The sequence below is a fragment of the Pseudomonas sp. Eth.TT006 genome, assembly GCF_054456575.1.
In genome coordinates, this window is the sequence record NZ_JBTJEN010000016.1 from 111874 (window position 1) to 127692 (window position 15819).

17 protein-coding genes are annotated in these 15819 nt (G+C 62.5%); 12 read left to right on the forward strand and 5 right to left on the reverse strand.

Annotated elements, in window-relative coordinates:
• Positions 1-43 precede the first annotated feature (43 nt).
• The 3 genes from mpl to ACXR0M_RS22875 are packed head-to-tail and all read left to right on the forward strand — an operon-like array spanning position 44 to position 2314.
• Positions 44-1393 (forward strand): UDP-N-acetylmuramate:L-alanyl-gamma-D-glutamyl-meso-diaminopimelate ligase, encoded by a 1350-nt coding sequence (mpl, locus tag ACXR0M_RS22865; protein WP_458833947.1) that lies wholly within the window; start codon positions 44-46, stop codon positions 1391-1393.
• Positions 1390-2037: a flavin prenyltransferase UbiX gene (ubiX, locus tag ACXR0M_RS22870; RefSeq protein WP_458833948.1), complete on the forward strand. Its 648-nt coding sequence runs from the start codon at positions 1390-1392 to the stop codon at positions 2035-2037. Before mpl ends, ubiX begins: the two co-directional genes overlap by 4 nt.
• Positions 2030-2314: a YceK/YidQ family lipoprotein gene (locus tag ACXR0M_RS22875; RefSeq protein ID WP_458833949.1), complete on the forward strand. Its 285-nt coding sequence runs from the start codon at positions 2030-2032 to the stop codon at positions 2312-2314. The genes ubiX and ACXR0M_RS22875 overlap by 8 nt, the downstream gene beginning before the upstream one ends.
• Positions 2315-2510: 196 nt before the next feature.
• Here ACXR0M_RS22875 and ACXR0M_RS22880 read toward each other — a convergent pair whose 3' ends face one another.
• The 3 genes from ACXR0M_RS22880 to ACXR0M_RS22890 all read right to left on the reverse strand — a co-directional run bounded on the left by ACXR0M_RS22880 (position 2511) and on the right by ACXR0M_RS22890 (position 5475).
• The gene (locus ACXR0M_RS22880) at positions 2511-3152 is read right to left on the reverse strand and encodes an oxidoreductase (RefSeq protein ID WP_458833950.1); all 642 of its coding nucleotides are present in this window, start codon (positions 3150-3152) and stop codon (positions 2511-2513) included.
• A gap of 27 nt (positions 3153-3179) precedes the next feature.
• On the reverse strand, positions 3180-4907 hold the full coding sequence (locus ACXR0M_RS22885) for a C13 family peptidase (RefSeq protein ID WP_458833951.1): 1728 nt from the start codon (positions 4905-4907) through the stop codon (positions 3180-3182).
• A 112-nt stretch (positions 4908-5019) separates the two neighbouring features.
• Positions 5020-5475 (reverse strand): MaoC family dehydratase, encoded by a 456-nt coding sequence (locus ACXR0M_RS22890; protein ID WP_458833952.1) that lies wholly within the window; start codon positions 5473-5475, stop codon positions 5020-5022.
• A gap of 179 nt (positions 5476-5654) precedes the next feature.
• On the opposite strand from ACXR0M_RS22890, the gene ACXR0M_RS22895 reads away from it, so the two are divergent.
• From ACXR0M_RS22895 to ACXR0M_RS22905, 3 genes are read left to right on the forward strand one after another with little or no spacing between them, the layout of a single operon-like run.
• Complete coding sequence (locus tag ACXR0M_RS22895; protein WP_458833953.1) at positions 5655-6017, forward strand: CidA/LrgA family protein; 363 nt, start codon at positions 5655-5657, stop codon at positions 6015-6017.
• Positions 6017-6733: an LrgB family protein gene (locus ACXR0M_RS22900; RefSeq protein ID WP_458833954.1), complete on the forward strand. Its 717-nt coding sequence runs from the start codon at positions 6017-6019 to the stop codon at positions 6731-6733. Before ACXR0M_RS22895 ends, ACXR0M_RS22900 begins: the two co-directional genes overlap by 1 nt.
• A gap of 10 nt (positions 6734-6743) precedes the next feature.
• Positions 6744-7334: an LON peptidase substrate-binding domain-containing protein gene (locus tag ACXR0M_RS22905; RefSeq protein ID WP_458833955.1), complete on the forward strand. Its 591-nt coding sequence runs from the start codon at positions 6744-6746 to the stop codon at positions 7332-7334.
• A 115-nt stretch (positions 7335-7449) separates the two neighbouring features.
• Here the strand turns inward: ACXR0M_RS22905 and ACXR0M_RS22910 are convergent, their stop codons facing one another.
• Positions 7450-8766 (reverse strand): bifunctional DedA family/phosphatase PAP2 family protein, encoded by a 1317-nt coding sequence (locus ACXR0M_RS22910; RefSeq protein WP_458833956.1) that lies wholly within the window; start codon positions 8764-8766, stop codon positions 7450-7452.
• Between the two features lie 125 nt (positions 8767-8891).
• Positions 8892-9587: a DNA-3-methyladenine glycosylase gene (locus tag ACXR0M_RS22915; RefSeq protein ID WP_458833957.1), complete on the reverse strand. Its 696-nt coding sequence runs from the start codon at positions 9585-9587 to the stop codon at positions 8892-8894.
• A gap of 177 nt (positions 9588-9764) precedes the next feature.
• Here ACXR0M_RS22915 and ACXR0M_RS22920 point away from each other — a divergent pair, with 177 nt between their 5' ends.
• From ACXR0M_RS22920 to rodA, 6 genes are all read left to right on the forward strand, one after another.
• Complete coding sequence (locus ACXR0M_RS22920) at positions 9765-11036, forward strand: glutamate-5-semialdehyde dehydrogenase (RefSeq protein ID WP_458833958.1); 1272 nt, start codon at positions 9765-9767, stop codon at positions 11034-11036.
• Positions 11005-11727 (forward strand): nicotinate-nucleotide adenylyltransferase, encoded by a 723-nt coding sequence (gene nadD / locus ACXR0M_RS22925; protein WP_458833959.1) that lies wholly within the window; start codon positions 11005-11007, stop codon positions 11725-11727. The genes ACXR0M_RS22920 and nadD overlap by 32 nt, the downstream gene beginning before the upstream one ends.
• Before the next feature lie 72 nt (positions 11728-11799).
• Entirely contained in the window at positions 11800-12294 is a 495-nt protein-coding gene (rsfS, locus tag ACXR0M_RS22930) for a ribosome silencing factor (RefSeq protein ID WP_007960601.1), read from the forward strand.
• A 9-nt stretch (positions 12295-12303) separates the two neighbouring features.
• A complete protein-coding gene (gene rlmH, locus ACXR0M_RS22935) occupies positions 12304-12771 on the forward strand; it encodes a 23S rRNA (pseudouridine(1915)-N(3))-methyltransferase RlmH (RefSeq protein WP_003185785.1) in 468 nt (155 codons plus the stop codon).
• A 10-nt stretch (positions 12772-12781) separates the two neighbouring features.
• Positions 12782-14677, forward strand: a complete 1896-nt coding sequence (gene mrdA, locus ACXR0M_RS22940; protein WP_458833960.1) for a penicillin-binding protein 2 — start codon at positions 12782-12784, stop codon at positions 14675-14677.
• A 31-nt stretch (positions 14678-14708) separates the two neighbouring features.
• Complete coding sequence (gene rodA / locus ACXR0M_RS22945) at positions 14709-15812, forward strand: rod shape-determining protein RodA (RefSeq protein ID WP_458833980.1); 1104 nt, start codon at positions 14709-14711, stop codon at positions 15810-15812.
• The last annotated feature ends 7 nt before the right edge of the window (positions 15813-15819 follow it).

Below are 15819 nucleotides of genomic sequence, written 5' to 3' on the forward strand. Positions count from 1 at the left end.
CCCACCCTACGCTAACCTGCGGCCATGTTTTACGAGGTCGACTATGCACATTCATATTCTGGGTATCTGCGGGACTTTCATGGGCTCGATGGCGGTTCTGGCCAAAGAGCTGGGGCATCACGTGACGGGCTCCGATGCCAACGTCTATCCGCCGATGAGCACGCAGCTTGAGGCCCAGGGCATTCAACTGACTCAAGGCTACGACCCGGCCCAGCTCGATCCGGCGCCGGATCTGGTAGTGATCGGCAACGCCATGTCCCGCGGCAACCCGGCGGTGGAATATGTGCTGAACAAGGGCCTGCCGTATGTCTCCGGCCCGCAATGGCTGGCTGATCATGTGCTGCAAGGTCGCTGGGTGCTGGCGGTTGCCGGTACGCACGGCAAGACCACCACCAGCAGCATGCTCGCCTGGGTCCTGGAGCACGCCGGGATGAGCCCGGGCTTTCTGATCGGTGGCGTGCCGCAGAATTTCTCGGTGTCCGCGCGTCTGGGCGGCACGCCGTTCTTCGTGATCGAGGCGGACGAATACGACAGCGCATTCTTCGACAAGCGTTCGAAATTCGTCCACTACCGCCCGCGCACCGCGATCCTGAATAACCTTGAGTTCGATCACGCGGACATCTTCCCTGATCTGCCGGCGATCGAGCGGCAGTTCCACCATCTTGTGCGGACCATTCCGAGTGAAGGTCTGGTGATTCATCCGACCACCGAGCCGGCCTTGCAGCGCGTGATCGAAATGGGCTGCTGGACCCCGGTGCAGACCACCGGTGCCGGCGGTCAGTGGCAGGTCAAGTTGCTCAAGGATGACGGTTCGGCGTTCGAGGTAATGTTCGAGGGCGTGTCCCAAGGCACCGTCGAATGGGAGTTGACCGGTCAGCACAACGTCGCCAACGCCTTGGCTGCTTTGGCGGCGGCGCGGCATGTCGGTGTGGTGCCGTCGATGGGCATCGCCGGGTTGAGTGCGTTCAAGAACGTCAAACGGCGGATGGAAAAAGTCGCCGAGGTGCGCGGCATCACCATTTACGATGACTTCGCTCACCACCCGACCGCCATCGCCACCACCCTCGATGGCCTGCGCAAACGCATTGGCGACGCGCCGCTGATCGCGATCATCGAGCCGCGTTCCAACTCGATGAAGCTCGGCGCGCACCGTGACGGTCTGCCGGACAGCGTGGTCGATGCCGATCAGGTGATCTGGTACGCCCCGGCCAACCTCGGCTGGGATCTGGCGGGCACCGCCGCGCTATGCACGGTGCCGTCGATTGTCAGCGATTCGCTGGAAGGCATTATCGAGCGCGTGAAGAGCCAGGCCCAGCCCGGCACCCACGTGGTGATCATGAGCAACGGCGGCTTCGGCGGCCTGCACGGCAAACTCGCCGAGGCGCTGAAATGAACACGTATTCCCAGAACGGCGGGCCGGAACGCATCACCCTGGCGATGACCGGCGCGTCCGGCGCGCAGTACGGTTTGCGCCTGCTCGACTGCCTGGTACGCGAAGATCGCGAGGTACATTTCCTGATCTCCAAGGCCGCGCAATTGGTGATGGCTACCGAGACCGACGTCTCGCTGCCGGCCAAACCGCAGATGATGCAGGCGTTCCTTACCGAGTACACCGGCGCCGCCGCCGGGCAGATCCGCGTGTACGGCAAGGAAGACTGGATGTCGCCGGTGGCCTCGGGCTCCGGCGCGCCGGCGGCGATGGTCGTGGTGCCGTGTTCCACCGGCACCTTGTCGGCGATTGCCACCGGCGCTTGCAACAATCTGATCGAGCGCGCTGCGGACGTGACCCTGAAAGAGCGCCGGCAACTGATTCTGGTGCCGCGCGAGGCGCCGTACTCGAGCATTCATCTGGAGCACATGCTCAAGTTGTCGAACATGGGCGTGACCATCCTGCCGGCCTCGCCGGGCTTCTATCACCAGCCGCAGACCATCGACGACCTGATCGATTTCGTCGTGGCACGGATCCTCAATCTGCTGGGCATTGCGCAGGACATGCTGCCGCGCTGGGGTGAGCATCATCTGAGCAGCGATGAATAAGCTGCTGACGCTGCTGCTGGCCCTGCAACTGGCCGGCTGCGCCACCGCGCGCACCCTGGATGCGGCCAAGCCGGGCGCACCGGTGGTGTACTCCGGGACGCGTCTGGATCTGTATGCGATGAATGGCGGTTGCTGCTCGATGGACCGCTTCGGGGCCGAGGCGCCGAGCTATCCGGGAGTGGATCTGCCGGCCAGTGCCTTGCTCGATACGCTGTTGTTGCCGTTGTCGCTGCTGACCGTGATCGGCGTGGGATTTCAGGCGACTGGCGGATTGTAAAGATCAAAAGATCGCAGCCTTCGGCAGCTCCTACAGGGCTAACAGATATCCCCTGTAGGAGCTGCCGCAGGCTGCGATCTTTTGATTTTGGGAGTACTGCGCACTCCATTCGCGAGCAAGCCCGCTCCCACAGGGCGACGCGGTGCAAATGTGGGAGCGAGCTTGCTCGCGAAAGATTTTTGTGGATTGCAGGTGATTACTTGCCGAGCTTCCTCAGCTCATCCGACTCGACAATCCGCACGCCATCCTGCTCCTCAAGCGCCAGCCGCCACATCGCCCGCGCCAGTTGGCAGGCTTCGATGCCGCGGTATTTGCCGGGAATCAATTTCGACAGCGGCCCGGCCAGTTGCTCGGCCAGGCGTGGTTCGGTGCGTTCGCCCAGCAGCAGCGACGGCCGGCAGATGGTCAGTTGCGGCCAGTTCTGCGCGCGCAGCGCCTGTTCCATTTCGCCTTTGACGCGGTTGTAGAAAATCGATGATTGCGGATCGGCACCCAGCGCACTGATCACGATCAGGTGCCGTGCGCCCATCTCCCGCGCGCGTTTGGCGAATGCCACGACCATGTCCAGATCGACCGCGCGGAACGCCGCTTCCGAGCCGGCCTGTTTGATCGTGGTGCCGAGGCAGCAGTAGGCGATATCGACGCGACCACTGAGTTGCGGCAAAAACGCCTGGGGGTCGCCCACCGGGTTTTCCAGGTGTGGATGTTCGGCCAACGGCCGCCGCGACGGGGCGAGCACGCGGGTGATCGTCGGCTCGTTGAGCAAACGGTCGAGCAGGTGTTCACCGGTCAGTCCGGTGGCTCCGGCAAGCAATACGTGCTGAGGCGTCAAGTACATAGTGTCTCTCCCTTGATACTGTTCAGCTTAGTTGCTGTTTATCGCTCCGTCGTTCAATGCAGCACTTTGCAACGCTTTTCGGGCTTGCTGTTTGCGCAGCAGTTGCCAATGTGACAGCACGGTTTTCGGCGCCCAGATCTGCGGCTCCGAGGCTTCGAAATTGTCCGCCAGTTCTCGTTCGGCAACCGTGGCCTTGGCCAGTTTGAACGCCTGTTCGAGGTCGTCGGTCTGGTTCAGCGCCTGGGCAAACAAGGCATCGCCGAAGTAAGTGAAGTTGGCTTCTTCCGAACAGCCGAACGACACCCGATCGGCCCGCGAGGCGGTCATGATCAGGGTACGCTCATCTTTCAGCGCGGGGATGAAACCGCCGGAGTAGCACGATGAAATCACGATCACCTTGTCGCGGTTTTTCAGCGGCGCGAGCACAGCGGCGAGTTCATCAGCGGGCAGGTCGGCCAGCTCCATGCGCGGCTGATCGAGCACCAGTTCGTGTTCAGCGGTGCCGTGGCTCGTCAGGTAAATGAAGATCAGGTCTTCCGGCCCGCTGCGTTCGGCCAGGGTCTGCGCGGCGCGGCGCAGGTTTTCGCGGGTGGCCATCGGCCGGTCGGCGAGATGGTCGCGGTGGTTGACCAGACGAATCTGGCCGTAGGCACCGAAACGCGTGGTGAGCATGTTGGCGACGTAGTCGGCCTCGCGCAGAAAGACGCTTTGCTTGCCGTCGCCGCCCAGGGTCAGGGTGTACAGCTCCACCGCCGGGGTCGAGGCGGGCACGGCGGCCAGTGCGTCATCCAGCAGGCGGCCTTGGGCCAGCAGGCCGAGTTCGAGGGTGTCGGGCAACAGCTTGCCATCGGCATCCCGTACGCGCTGGCCGTTGATCCAGGTGCCGCTGAGCACGCTGCCATCGGTCAGCACCAGCGTGCCGCGCCCGGAGTAGCTGTCGCTGTCGAATCCGCCGATGTAGAAACTGCCGTCGGACAGGTTCAAGCGACCCTGACCGCTGAAGCGCCAGTCATTGAAGTAACCGGTGTAATGGCTGCCGTCGGCGCCGATCAGTTCGCCCTTGCCGGTCAGCGCGCCTTCCTTGAACTGGCCGAGCCAGACATCGCCGTCGGCGTTTTCATAGCGGCCCTTGCCGTGCAACTGGCTGTTCTTGAAGCCGCCGACATAGATGTCGCCGTCGGCGCTGTTGAAAGTGCCGTTGCCTTCGAGCTGACCGTTGACGAAGTGACCGCTGAACGTATTGCCGCTGGCGTCGCCGCGCTGGCCTTCGCCGTTGGGTTTGCCGTGGGCGAACTGGCCCTGATAGGAACTGCCGTCGTCCATTTCCAGCCGGCCCAGCCCGGAATACTGGTCAGCCTTGAACTCGCCACGGTAGGTCATGGCGTTTTCCTTGAGGGTGCCTTCGCCATCGCGCCGGCCCTGTTTGAAGCCGCCGGTGTAGCTGCTGGCGTTGGTGGTCAGGCTGCCCTGGCCATCGAACAGTCCCTGCTGGAACTGGCCACGATAGACCTCGCCATTGCTGCCGTGCCACTCACCCTGGCCATGCCATTGACCCTTGTCGAACTGCCCGGCGTACCAGCTGCCGTTGGGGTAGTCGACGCGGCCCTGGCCTTGCAGCAAGCCGTTGACCAGCTCGCCACGATAGCGTCCGCCGTCCGGCAGGCGCGCGTCCGGCGGCAACAGCGATTCGCCGTCGCCGCACGCGGAGAGCATCAGGGTCAGGGCAAGCGGTGCAAGAGTAGCGAGTGGGCGCATAGCGGGATCCGGGCAATTAGGCGACCGAGTATGCCGCAGCTATGTGACCTATTGCAGCCGGTAAAAGCAGTGTTGACGCGAAACAGCGTGCGCTGCTTCGCATCCAGAACCCTCAGACGAAGCACAGCGACAGCGGTTCGGCGATATAGGCCGGTTTCTCCGAGCCCTCTATCTCCAGCGTGGCGGTGGCCTTGAGCAGCCATTGACCGGGTTTCTTTTCGGTCACTTCGGCCAGATCGACCTTCAGCCGAACCCTGGAATCGACCTTCACCGGCTGGATGAAACGCACGCTGTCCAGCCCATAGTTGACCACCATCTTCAGGCCTTGCGGCAGCACGAGGATGTCTTCCATCAGCTTCGGGATCAGCGACAGCGACAGGAAACCATGAGCAATGGTGCTGCCAAATGGCGTTTGCGCGGCTTTGACCGGATCGACGTGGATGAACTGATAATCCCCGGTGGCTTCGGCGAACAGGTTGATGCGCGCCTGATCGATGGTTAGCCATTCGGAACGTCCGAGTTCCTTGCCGACATAATCTTTGAGCTCTGCAACGGGAACATAGGGCATTGAGACTCTCCTTGGGTTCATCGGTTTTATAGTTTTTCAGGTGGGCATTCGCCCGCCCTGCGAACCACTGTAGATCATCATGGCGATTTGCTCCGGTCAACCGACCATGCTGTTGGCGAATGCCGATCCATAGCGCTGGCGTGCTTATAATGCCGGGGACTTGCGCGGGGAGATGTCTGATGTTGTTACGTGGCCTGACCATGCTGGTGCTGTTCCAACTGCTCGGCACGGCACTCAACCATTTGCTGTTGCCGGTGCTGCCTGGGCCGATCATCGGCCTGCTGCTGTTGCTGGGGTTTCTGATCATTCGCGGTGAAGTCGGTGAACCGTTGAATCTCGCGGCCGGCAGTCTGCTGCGCTATCTGCCACTGCTGCTGGTGCCGCCGGCGGTGGGTGTGATGGTGTATGCGAAAGATATCGCCGCAGATTTCTGGGCGATTGTCGGCGCGCTGGTGTTGTCGCTGATTCTGTCGATGGCCTTCGCCGGGGTGCTGATGCAGCGCCTGGTCAAGCGCCACACGCACCGGTCGGAGGAGTCCTGATGCTGTTCGACTGGCAAGGGGCGTGGGCCTCGGTGATTCATCATCCGCTGTTCGGCATCGGCATCACCCTCGGTGCCTATCAACTGGTGCTGGCGGCGTTCGAGAAAACCCGCTGGATCTTTCTGCAACCGGTGCTGGTCTCCATGCTATTGCTGATCGGCGTGCTGGTCGGCTGCGGCCTGACCTACGCCGAGTACCGCAAGAGCACCGAGATCCTCAGCATTCTGCTGGGCCCGGCGACGGTGGCGCTGGCGGTGCCGCTGTATCTCAACCTCAAGCGTATCCGCCAATTGTTCTGGCCGATTTTTACTACGCTGGTGATAGGCGGGGTGGTCGCCACGGGCATGGGCGTGTTGCTCGGCTGGTGGTTCGGTGCCGAGCATATGATTCTGATGACCATGGCGCCGAAATCGGTGACTTCGCCGATTGCCATGCTGGTGGCCGAGCAGATCGGCGGTGTCGCGGCGCTGGCGGCGGTGTTCGTGTTGATCACCGGGGTGATCGGCGCGATCTTCGGTCCGGCGCTGCTGACCCGCCTTGGCGTGCACAGCCCGGAGGCGCGCGGCATGGCGCTGGGGATGACTGCACACGCGGTCGGTACCTCGGTGGCGCTGCAGGAAAGCGATGAGTGCGGCGCCTTTGCGGCGCTGGCGATGAGTCTGATGGGCGTGGCCACGGCGGTGTTCCTGCCGTTGGCGGTGTCGATGGTGGTTTAAGGAAATGTCTATGAGTCTGCCGCTGTTCCCGCTGAACACAGTGCTGTTTCCCGGCTGCAACCTCGACTTGCAGATTTTCGAGGCGCGCTACCTGGACATGATCGGCCGCTGCATGAAGCAGGGCGTCGGTTTCGGTGTGGTGTGCATCCTCGACGGCCACGAAGTCGGCGTCGCGCCGGAAGGCTTCGCCCTGGTCGGTTGCGAAGCGCGGATCACCGATTTCCAGCAGCAGGACAATGGTCTGCTGGGGATTCGGGTGCAGGGCGGGCGCCGCTTCACGGTGTTGCGTACCGAGGTGCAGCGCGATCAGTTGATTCTCGCCGACGTCGAGTGGCTGGACGACGAGCCGGAGCAGCCGTTGCAGGATGAAGACGCCGATCTGGTAGCGCTGCTCAAGGCCTTGGCCGAGCATCCGATGGTCGAGGCGTTGGACATGGGCAACGAGGCGCTGGGGCAGCAGTCACTGGCTAATCAGTTGGCGTATCTGCTGCCGTTTGCCGAGGAAGACAAGATCGACCTGCTGCAACTCGACGATCCGCAGCAGCGGCTGGATGCGATCCAGGCGCTGCTGGATGAGCTGCAGGGCGAACTGTTCGCCTGATTGAAAAGATCGCAGCCTGCGGCAGCTCCTACAGGTTTCATCTCACACCCGCGTCATCGTACGCATGTGAAACCGAACCTGTAGGAGCTGCCGAAGGCTGCGATCTTTTCGCTTTTCAATAGGCGTAACGCAGCAGGGTGTTCGGCAAATAACGCAGCACGAACAGACTGAACAGCACCAGCAGCGCTGGCAGAATCAGCCACCAGATCTTGTACGGCATCGGCGGCAGCGGCGTCTGCCGCTGGCTCAGCCACAGACCCGACGCACACACGCACGCCGCGAGCATCGCACCGGCCAGAATATCGGTCGGCCAGTGCGCTCCCAGATAAACCCGTGACAAGGCAATCGACAACGCCGGAATACAGCCGAGCAGCAGCCAGGTCAGGCGCATGCGCGGCGGCTGGCCGCGACCGGCGAGGACCGCAAGTACCAGAAACAGCGCGAACGAACCTGAGGCATGGCCACTGGGCATGCTGTAACTGGTCAACGGATCAGTCAGCACTTCCGGACGTACCCGGGCGAAAAACTGTTTGGTGACGGTGTTGAGCAGCGCGGTGCACAGCAGCGTGCCACCGGCGAAAATCGCCTGACGCCATTGCCGGCACAACAGCAACAGACCGGTAAGCAGGGCGCTGAACATCAGCATGTTGCGGAATTCACCGATCAGGGTGAACGTCACGGCGATTTCATCCAGCATCGGCTGACGATGTTCCTGCACCAGGGTCATCACCCCCTGATCGAGGGCGGTCAGGTGTGGGTAGCCAACGAACAGGCCGATCAGTATCAACAGGCTCATGCTGCTGATCCAGACCGTCGCCCGACGATGCCGGCGCAAACTGCTGTTGACGCTGAGGCCGACCATCGCCGCGATGCTGCCGGCGACAATCCCGGCCTGCAGCCAGAAACCTTCCGGCAGCGGCAGGCGGATCGCCGCGCCCGTGGCCCAGCCCGGCAGCAGGTAGGCGACGCTCCAGCCGGCTGCGGCCAGCAGGCTGACGGCGGCAAAGCGCGGGACGGGCATGTCGCACATCCCGGCGACCATTGGCAGCATCGGCCGCAGCGGGCCAATGAAGCGGCCGACCAGCAGGCTGGCGACGCCGTAGCGCTGGAAGTAGGCTTCAGCGCCGGCCATCCACTCCGGATGGTGACGCAGTCCGGGCAGGCGGCGGATGTTCTGATGGAAATGGCGGCCGAGGTAATACGACACCGCATCGCCCAGCAACCCGCCAAGAAAGCCCAGCAAAAGGGTTTCGCTCAACGACAAGGCGCCGCTGCCGGCCATGACGGCCACGGCAAACAACAGCACCGTGCCAGGCACGATGATCCCGGCAATCGCCAGACATTCGACGAAGGCGACAATGAACACCGCCGCCGCCAGCCACTGCGGATTGGCGGCCAGCCAACCGGTCACGCTATCGAGCCATGGGCCCATACCAAAAAACTCCAAACCATTGATGATCCCCATGTAGGAGCTGCCGAAGGCTGCGATCTTTGCTTTTTAAAAGATCAAAAGATCAAAAGATCGCAGCCTTCGGCAGCTCCTACACGGGGTTGGATTTACAGCAGGAAATAATCGCGGCCTTCGACCTGACCCCGGCGCAGCGGGTTCCGCGTGCACCACTGCGCATAATCGGCGTCGACGAAGCGGTACATCAGGTGTTCGTCGCGGCCCTGGGGGATGCCCAGCCGCGTGGTCTGGATGATCTGTGAGGGCGCCGGGCCGGTGTCTTCCACCAGCAGCAGTTCGTGGTCGAAGCGCTTGGCGTCCCACACCGGCACCTTCAAGCCCAGCGCCTTGCACAGCAAGGTCTGGCCGGCGCAGAGCTTTTGCGGCGGACGCGGACGACCCTGCGCATCCGGGTTGTTCAGCAGCATCTGCGCCAGACTCGCCGGCCCGCTGATTTCATCGACCCACGGATACGCGGATTTGATCAAGACGGCGTTGCCTGGCCCTTGCGCGCTGAAGTTCAGCGAGTCGCCGCCGCGGGCGTAATACATATAGATGTGCCCGCCATCCAGAAACAAAGCCTTACGCTTTTCCGTGTAGCCGAGGGACGCGTGGCTGCCTTTTTCTGCGCAGTAATAGGCTTCGGTTTCAATGATCCGGGCGCTGAGCCACAGATCGCCGACCCGATGGCGGATGACTTTGCCGAGCAGATCGCGCGCCAGCACTTGTGCGTCACGGTCGAAAAAAGCGTCCGCAAGGCCCTGTGGCAGGCGCTCGGCGGTGGCGCGAACGGTCAGGTTGGACATGGCAAACACTGTTTATCCAGAAGGAGGAGGTCGTGATGATAACAATCCGCGGCTTAATTACGGCTGAACGTCGGCAAATTGCAGTCCATTTCGACCATCCGCCTGTCACCGCTGTTAGTCCCGGGACGCGACAGCTATAATCTGCCGCTTTCCTCTTTGCCAAGACCCCAGCAGACCATGACTGAGTCCGTTCTTGACTACATGACCCGATTGGGTCGCGCCGCCCGCGAAGCTTCCCGGGTCATCGGCCGTGCCAGCACCGCGCAGAAAAACCGCGCCCTGCAGGCCGCGGCCAATGCCCTGGACGCTGCGCGCGCCGAGCTGGCCGCAGCCAATGAACAGGACCTTGCCGCCGGTCGCGCCAATGGCCTGGAGCCGGCACTGCTGGAGCGTCTGGAACTGACCCCGGCGCGCATCGACGGGATGATCGTCGGCTTGCGCCAGGTCGCGGCACTGCCGGACCCGGTCGGCGCGATCCGTGACATGAGCTTTCGCCCGTCCGGGATTCAGGTCGGCAAGATGCGCGTGCCGCTGGGTGTGATCGGGATCATCTACGAATCCCGTCCCAACGTGACCATCGATGCCGCCAGCCTGTGCCTGAAGTCAGGCAACGCGACCATCCTGCGCGGTGGCTCCGAGGCGATTCATTCCAACCGGGCGATTGCCGCGTGCATCCAGCGCGGTCTGGCCGAGGCCGAATTGCCCGCCGCCGTGGTGCAAGTGGTCGAAACCACCGACCGCGCCGCGGTTGGCGCGATGATCAGCATGCCCGAGTACGTCGATGTGATCGTGCCGCGCGGTGGCCGTGGCCTGATCGAGCGCATCAGCCGCGATGCCCGCGTGCCGGTGATCAAGCATCTGGATGGCATCTGCCACGTCTACGTCAGTGCCCACGCCGATCTGGCGAAAGCTCAACGCATCGCCTTCAATGCCAAGACTTATCGTTATGGCATCTGCGGTGCGATGGAGACGTTGCTGGTCGATCAAACAGTTGCCAGGGATTTCCTGCCGACCATGGCGACGCAGTTCCGCGAAAAAGGCGTCGAACTGCGTGGCTGCGAGCGGACCCGGGCGATCATCGACGCGCTAGCCGCCAGCGAAGACGACTGGAACACCGAGTATCTGGCGCCGATCCTGTCGATCCGCGTGGTCGACGGGCTGGACCAGGCCATTGAACACATCAACCATTACGGCTCGCACCACACCGACTCGATCGTCAGCGAAAATCTTGCGGACACCCGGCGTTTTGTCGCCGAAGTCGATTCGGCGTCGGTGATGATCAACACCCCGACCTGCTTTGCCGACGGATTCGAATACGGATTGGGTGCCGAGATCGGCATTTCTACTGATAAGCTGCACGCCCGCGGCCCCGTGGGCCTCGAAGGACTGACCTGCGAGAAGTACATCGTGGTCGGTGATGGCCAGTTGCGTGGCCAGGCGACGGTCTGACTTGACCGACCTCAACCTGACAGCGCCGCTGCCTGCCAGCGAACATCAGCCCCGGCGCATCGGCGTTCTGGGTGGCACGTTCGATCCGGTGCACATCGGCCATTTGCGCGGTGCGCTGGAAGTGGCGGAAGCGCTGCTGCTCGACGAAGTGCGCATGATGCCCAGCGCCCGGCCGCCGCACCGCGATACGCCGCAGGTGTCGGCGCAGGACCGGCTGGCAATGGTTGAATGTGCGGTGGCCGGCGTGGCGCCGCTGGTGGTGGACGCCCGCGAATTACAGCGGGACAAACCGTCCTACACTATCGATACCCTGGAGTCGATGCGTGCCGAAATGGCCGCCGAGACCCAGGTTTTTCTGCTTTTGGGCTGGGACGCATTTTGCGGCCTGCCCACTTGGCACCGCTGGGAAGAGTTGCTCCAGCATTGCCATATCCTGGTGCTACAGCGCCCGGACGCCGACAGCGAACCGCCGGATGCCTTGCGCAACCTGCTGGCAGCGCGTTCGGTGAGCGACCCGCTGGCCCTGAAAGGGCCGAGCGGACAGATTGCATTCGTCTGGCAGACACCGCTCGCGGTTTCCGCCACCCAGATCCGTCAACTGCTGGCCAGCGGTAAGTCGGTACGTTTCCTGGTGCCCGACGCGGTCCTGGCCTATATCGATGCGCACGGACTGTACCGTGCGTCGAACTGAACAAGGCGTGCTTCACTGATACGAATCCACGTATCGCCAAGCCGCCGAATACATGAGCAAAACGAGTTTTATATGACTGACAAAGATGTAAGCAAAGTTAAGCGCAAAGGCACGTTCAAGAGCGCGCCGCTGCCGGAAGTCGCCAACACCAACGAGCCGCTCAAGGGCGACGAGCTGGTCAAGGTTGCTGTCGCAGCCCTGGAAGACGTCAAGGCGCAAGACATCCAGATCATCGATGTTCGCGACAAGCAGAGCATCACTGACTACATGATCATCGCCACCGGTACCTCCAATCGCCAGATCAACGCGATGCTGGACAAGGTCCGTGAAGAAGTGAAAAAGCAGGGCGCCAAGCCTCTGGGCGAAGAAGGCAAGGGCGACAGCGACTGGGTGCTGCTGGACCTGGACCTGGTAATCGTGCACATGATGACCGCCTCGGCGCGTCAGTTCTACGACCTGGAGCGCCTGTGGGCCGGTGCCGAGCAAAGCCGTGCGGCGGACGCCAAGCACCACAGCCCGGAAAATACCCACGAGCATTTCACCAAGCTCAACAAAGACCAGCTGTAAGGGATTGCTGTGCGACTGCGACTGATCGCCGTCGGTTCACGCATGCCCAAGTGGGTGGAAGAAGGCTGGCATGAATATGCCAAGCGTCTTCCGTCCGAGCTGGCGCTGGAACTGGTGGAAATTCCGCTCAATACCCGTGGCAAGAACGCCGACGTGGCCCGTTTCATCCGCCAGGAAGGCGAAGCCATGCTGGCCAAGGTCGGGCCGAACGAGCGGATCGTCACGCTGGAAGTCCACGGCAAACCGTGGAGCACCGAGCAACTGGCGGTCGAGCTCGATCGCTGGCGGCTGGATTCGCGCACGGTCAACTTCATGGTCGGCGGTCCCGAAGGGCTGGCGCCGGAGGTTTGCGCCCGTGCCGATCAGCGCTGGTCGTTGTCGCCGCTGACCCTGCCGCACCCGCTGGTGCGGATCCTGATCGGCGAACAGCTGTACCGTGCCTGGACCGTGCTGTCCGGTCACCCTTACCACAAGTAGTCCTGCCCTCATGTCTCAGCCGATCCGCATCAAGGACCACGAAAAGGACGCCCGCCTGGTGCGCAGTCGCGTCGTGTTCGGGGCCGTTGCGGTCATGCTGTTGATCGGCGTGCTGATTGCGCGGCTGTACTACTTGCAGGTGATCCAGTACGAGTACCACTCGACGCTTTCGGAAAACAACCGCGTCCATGTGCAGCCGATTCCGCCGACCCGCGGGCTGATTTTCGACCGCAACGGCGTGGTGGTGGCGGACAACCGCCCCAGCTTCAGCCTGAGCATGACCCGCGAGCGCTCCGGCGACTGGCAACAAGTGCTCGACGTGATCGTCGAAGTGCTGCAGCTGACGCCGGATGACCGGGTGATCTTCGAGAAACGCATGCGTCAGGGGCGTCGGCCGTTCGAGCCGGTGCCGATCCTGTTCGAGCTGACCGAAGAGCAGATCGCGCGGATCGCGGTAAACCAGTTCCGCCTGCCCGGCGTGGAAGTGGTTGCGCAACTGGTACGTCACTATCCGCAGGGCGCGCATTTTGCGCACTCGGTGGGTTACATGGGGCGGATCAACGAGAAAGAGCTGAAGACCCTCGATCCGGTCAACTACAGCGGCACCCATCACATCGGCAAAACCGGTATCGAGCGTTTCTACGAGCCGGAACTGCACGGCCAGGTGGGTTACGAGGAAGTCGAGACCAACGCCCGGGGTCGCGTATTGCGTGTACTCAAGCGCACCGATCCGATTCCCGGCAAGGACATCGTCCTGAGCCTCGACATCAAACTGCAGGAAGCGGCGGAAGCCGCGCTCGGCGGGCGTCGTGGTGCGGTAGTGGCGCTGGATCCGAAGACCGGTGAAGTGCTGGCGATGGTCAGTCAGCCGAGTTTCGACCCGAACCTGTTCGTCACCGGCATCAGCTTCAAGGCCTATGCCGAGCTGCGCGATTCCATCGACCGGCCGCTGTTCAACCGGGTGCTGCGCGGTCTGTATCCGCCGGGTTCGACGATCAAACCGGCGGTGGCGATTGCTGGCCTTGATGCCGGTGTGGTGACGGCGTCAAGCCGGGTGTTCGACCCCGGCTACTACATGCTGCCCAACTACGATCACAAATACCGCAACTGGAACCGCACCGGTGACGGCTTCGTCGACCTCGACACGGCGATCATGCGTTCCAACGACACCTACTTCTATGACCTGGCGCACAAGCTGGGCATCGATCGGCTATCGGCCTACCTGAACAAGTTCGGCATTGGCCAGAAGGTCTCGCTGGACATGTTCGAAGAGTCGCCGGGCCTGATGCCGTCCCGCGAGTGGAAGCGCGCAACCCGCAAGCAGGCGTGGTTCCCCGGCGAAACCCTGATTCTGGGGATCGGCCAGGGCTACATGCAGTCCACGCCGCTGCAACTGGCGCAGGCCACCGCGCTGGTGGCCAACAAAGGCGTCTGGAACCGGCCGCATCTGGCCAAGACCATCGAAGGCGCGAAACCGGTGGACCAGAACCCGATGCCGGATATTGTCCTGCGCGATCCGTCGGACTGGAACAAGGTCAACCACGGCATGCAGCAGGTGATGCACGGTGCCCGGGGTACCGCGCGCAAAGCGGCGATCGGTGCGCAATACCGGATCGCCGGCAAGTCCGGTACGGCTCAGGTGGTAGCCATCAAGCAGGGTGAGAAATACGACCGCTCCAAGGTTCAGGAGCGCCACCGCGACCACGCCTTGTTCGTCGGTTTTGCCCCGGCCGACAACCCGAAAATCGTGGTGTCGGTGATGGTCGAGAACGGTGAGTCCGGCTCCGGCGTTGCCGCCCCCGTCGTGCGTCAGGTCATGGATGCCTGGCTTCTGGACCAGGATGGTCGATTGAAGGCCGAATACGCTGGCCCTATCAGTGCGGAGGCTACGGCCCGTGATGAATAACTTTGATCGCATGCTCTCCAGCGAGGATGTGATGCGTCGCCGGGCGACGCTGCTGCAACGTCTGCATATCGATGGGCCGCTGTTGATCCTGCTGTTGATTCTCGCCGCCGGCAGTCTGTTCGTGCTGTATTCGGCCAGCGGCAAGAGTTGGGATCTGCTGGGCAAGCAGGCCACGTCTTTTGGCATCGGCCTGGTGTCGATGATCGTCATCGCCCAGTTCGAGCCACGGTTCATGGCGCGCTGGGTGCCGCTCGGTTACGTGGTCGGCGTGGTGTTGCTGATGGTGGTGGACATCATGGGCCACAACGCCATGGGCGCCACGCGCTGGATCAACATCCCCGGGGTGATCCGCTTTCAGCCCTCGGAATTCATGAAGATCCTGATGCCGGCAACAATTGCCTGGTACCTGTCCAAGCGCACCCTGCCGCCGCAGCTCAAACACGTCGGCATCAGTCTGATGCTGATCGGCGTGCCGTTCATTCTGATTGTGCGCCAGCCCGACCTCGGCACCTCGCTGCTGATTCTGGCCGGCGGGGCGTTCGTGCTGTTCATGGGCGGGCTGCGCTGGCGCTGGATCCTCAGCGTGCTGGCGGCGGCGGTGCCGGTGGCGATCGCCATGTGGTTCTTCATCATGCACGACTATCAGAAGCAGCGAATCCTGACCTTCCTCGACCCGGAAAGCGATCCGCTCGGCACCGGCTGGAACATCATTCAGTCGAAGGCCGCCATCGGCTCCGGCGGCGTGTTCGGCAAGGGCTGGCTGCTGGGTACCCAGTCGCACCTGGACTTCCTGCCGGAAAGCCACACCGACTTCATCATCGCCGTGCTGGGCGAAGAGTTCGGTCTGGTGGGCATCTGCGCGCTGTTGCTGATCTATCTGCTGCTGATCGGTCGCGGGCTGGTGATTACCGCCCAGGCGCAGACGCTGTTCGGCAAATTGCTCGCCGGCTCGCTGACCATGACGTTTTTTGTTTATGTTTTCGTCAACATCGGTATGGTCAGTGGCCTGTTGCCGGTGGTGGGGGTGCCGTTGCCCTTCATTAGCTACGGAGGAACTTCGCTGGTGACACTGCTGTCAGCGTTTGGGGTTTTGATGTCGATTCATACGCATCGCAAGTGGATCGCACAGGTTTGAATAAGGT

Excerpts from the sequence above, each read along its gene's own strand:
- mpl (WP_458833947.1), top strand. The coding sequence starts at position 44 with ATGCACATTCATATTCTGGGTATCTGCGGGACTTTCATGGGCTCGATG.
- ubiX (WP_458833948.1), top strand. The coding sequence starts at position 1,390 with ATGAACACGTATTCCCAGAACGGCGGGCCGGAACGCATCACCCTGGCG.
- ACXR0M_RS22875 (WP_458833949.1), top strand. The coding sequence starts at position 2,030 with ATGAATAAGCTGCTGACGCTGCTGCTGGCCCTGCAACTGGCCGGCTGC.
- ACXR0M_RS22880 (WP_458833950.1), bottom strand. The coding sequence starts at position 3,152 with ATGTACTTGACGCCTCAGCACGTATTGCTTGCCGGAGCCACCGGACTG.
- ACXR0M_RS22885 (WP_458833951.1), bottom strand. The coding sequence starts at position 4,907 with ATGCGCCCACTCGCTACTCTTGCACCGCTTGCCCTGACCCTGATGCTC.
- ACXR0M_RS22890 (WP_458833952.1), bottom strand. The coding sequence starts at position 5,475 with ATGCCCTATGTTCCCGTTGCAGAGCTCAAAGATTATGTCGGCAAGGAA.
- ACXR0M_RS22895 (WP_458833953.1), top strand. The coding sequence starts at position 5,655 with ATGTTGTTACGTGGCCTGACCATGCTGGTGCTGTTCCAACTGCTCGGC.
- ACXR0M_RS22900 (WP_458833954.1), top strand. The coding sequence starts at position 6,017 with ATGCTGTTCGACTGGCAAGGGGCGTGGGCCTCGGTGATTCATCATCCG.
- ACXR0M_RS22905 (WP_458833955.1), top strand. The coding sequence starts at position 6,744 with ATGAGTCTGCCGCTGTTCCCGCTGAACACAGTGCTGTTTCCCGGCTGC.
- ACXR0M_RS22910 (WP_458833956.1), bottom strand. The coding sequence starts at position 8,766 with ATGGGCCCATGGCTCGATAGCGTGACCGGTTGGCTGGCCGCCAATCCG.
- ACXR0M_RS22915 (WP_458833957.1), bottom strand. The coding sequence starts at position 9,587 with ATGTCCAACCTGACCGTTCGCGCCACCGCCGAGCGCCTGCCACAGGGC.
- ACXR0M_RS22920 (WP_458833958.1), top strand. The coding sequence starts at position 9,765 with ATGACTGAGTCCGTTCTTGACTACATGACCCGATTGGGTCGCGCCGCC.
- nadD (WP_458833959.1), top strand. The coding sequence starts at position 11,005 with ATGGCCAGTTGCGTGGCCAGGCGACGGTCTGACTTGACCGACCTCAAC.
- rsfS (WP_007960601.1), top strand. The coding sequence starts at position 11,800 with ATGACTGACAAAGATGTAAGCAAAGTTAAGCGCAAAGGCACGTTCAAG.
- mrdA (WP_458833960.1), top strand. The coding sequence starts at position 12,782 with ATGTCTCAGCCGATCCGCATCAAGGACCACGAAAAGGACGCCCGCCTG.
- rodA (WP_458833980.1), top strand. The coding sequence starts at position 14,709 with ATGCGTCGCCGGGCGACGCTGCTGCAACGTCTGCATATCGATGGGCCG.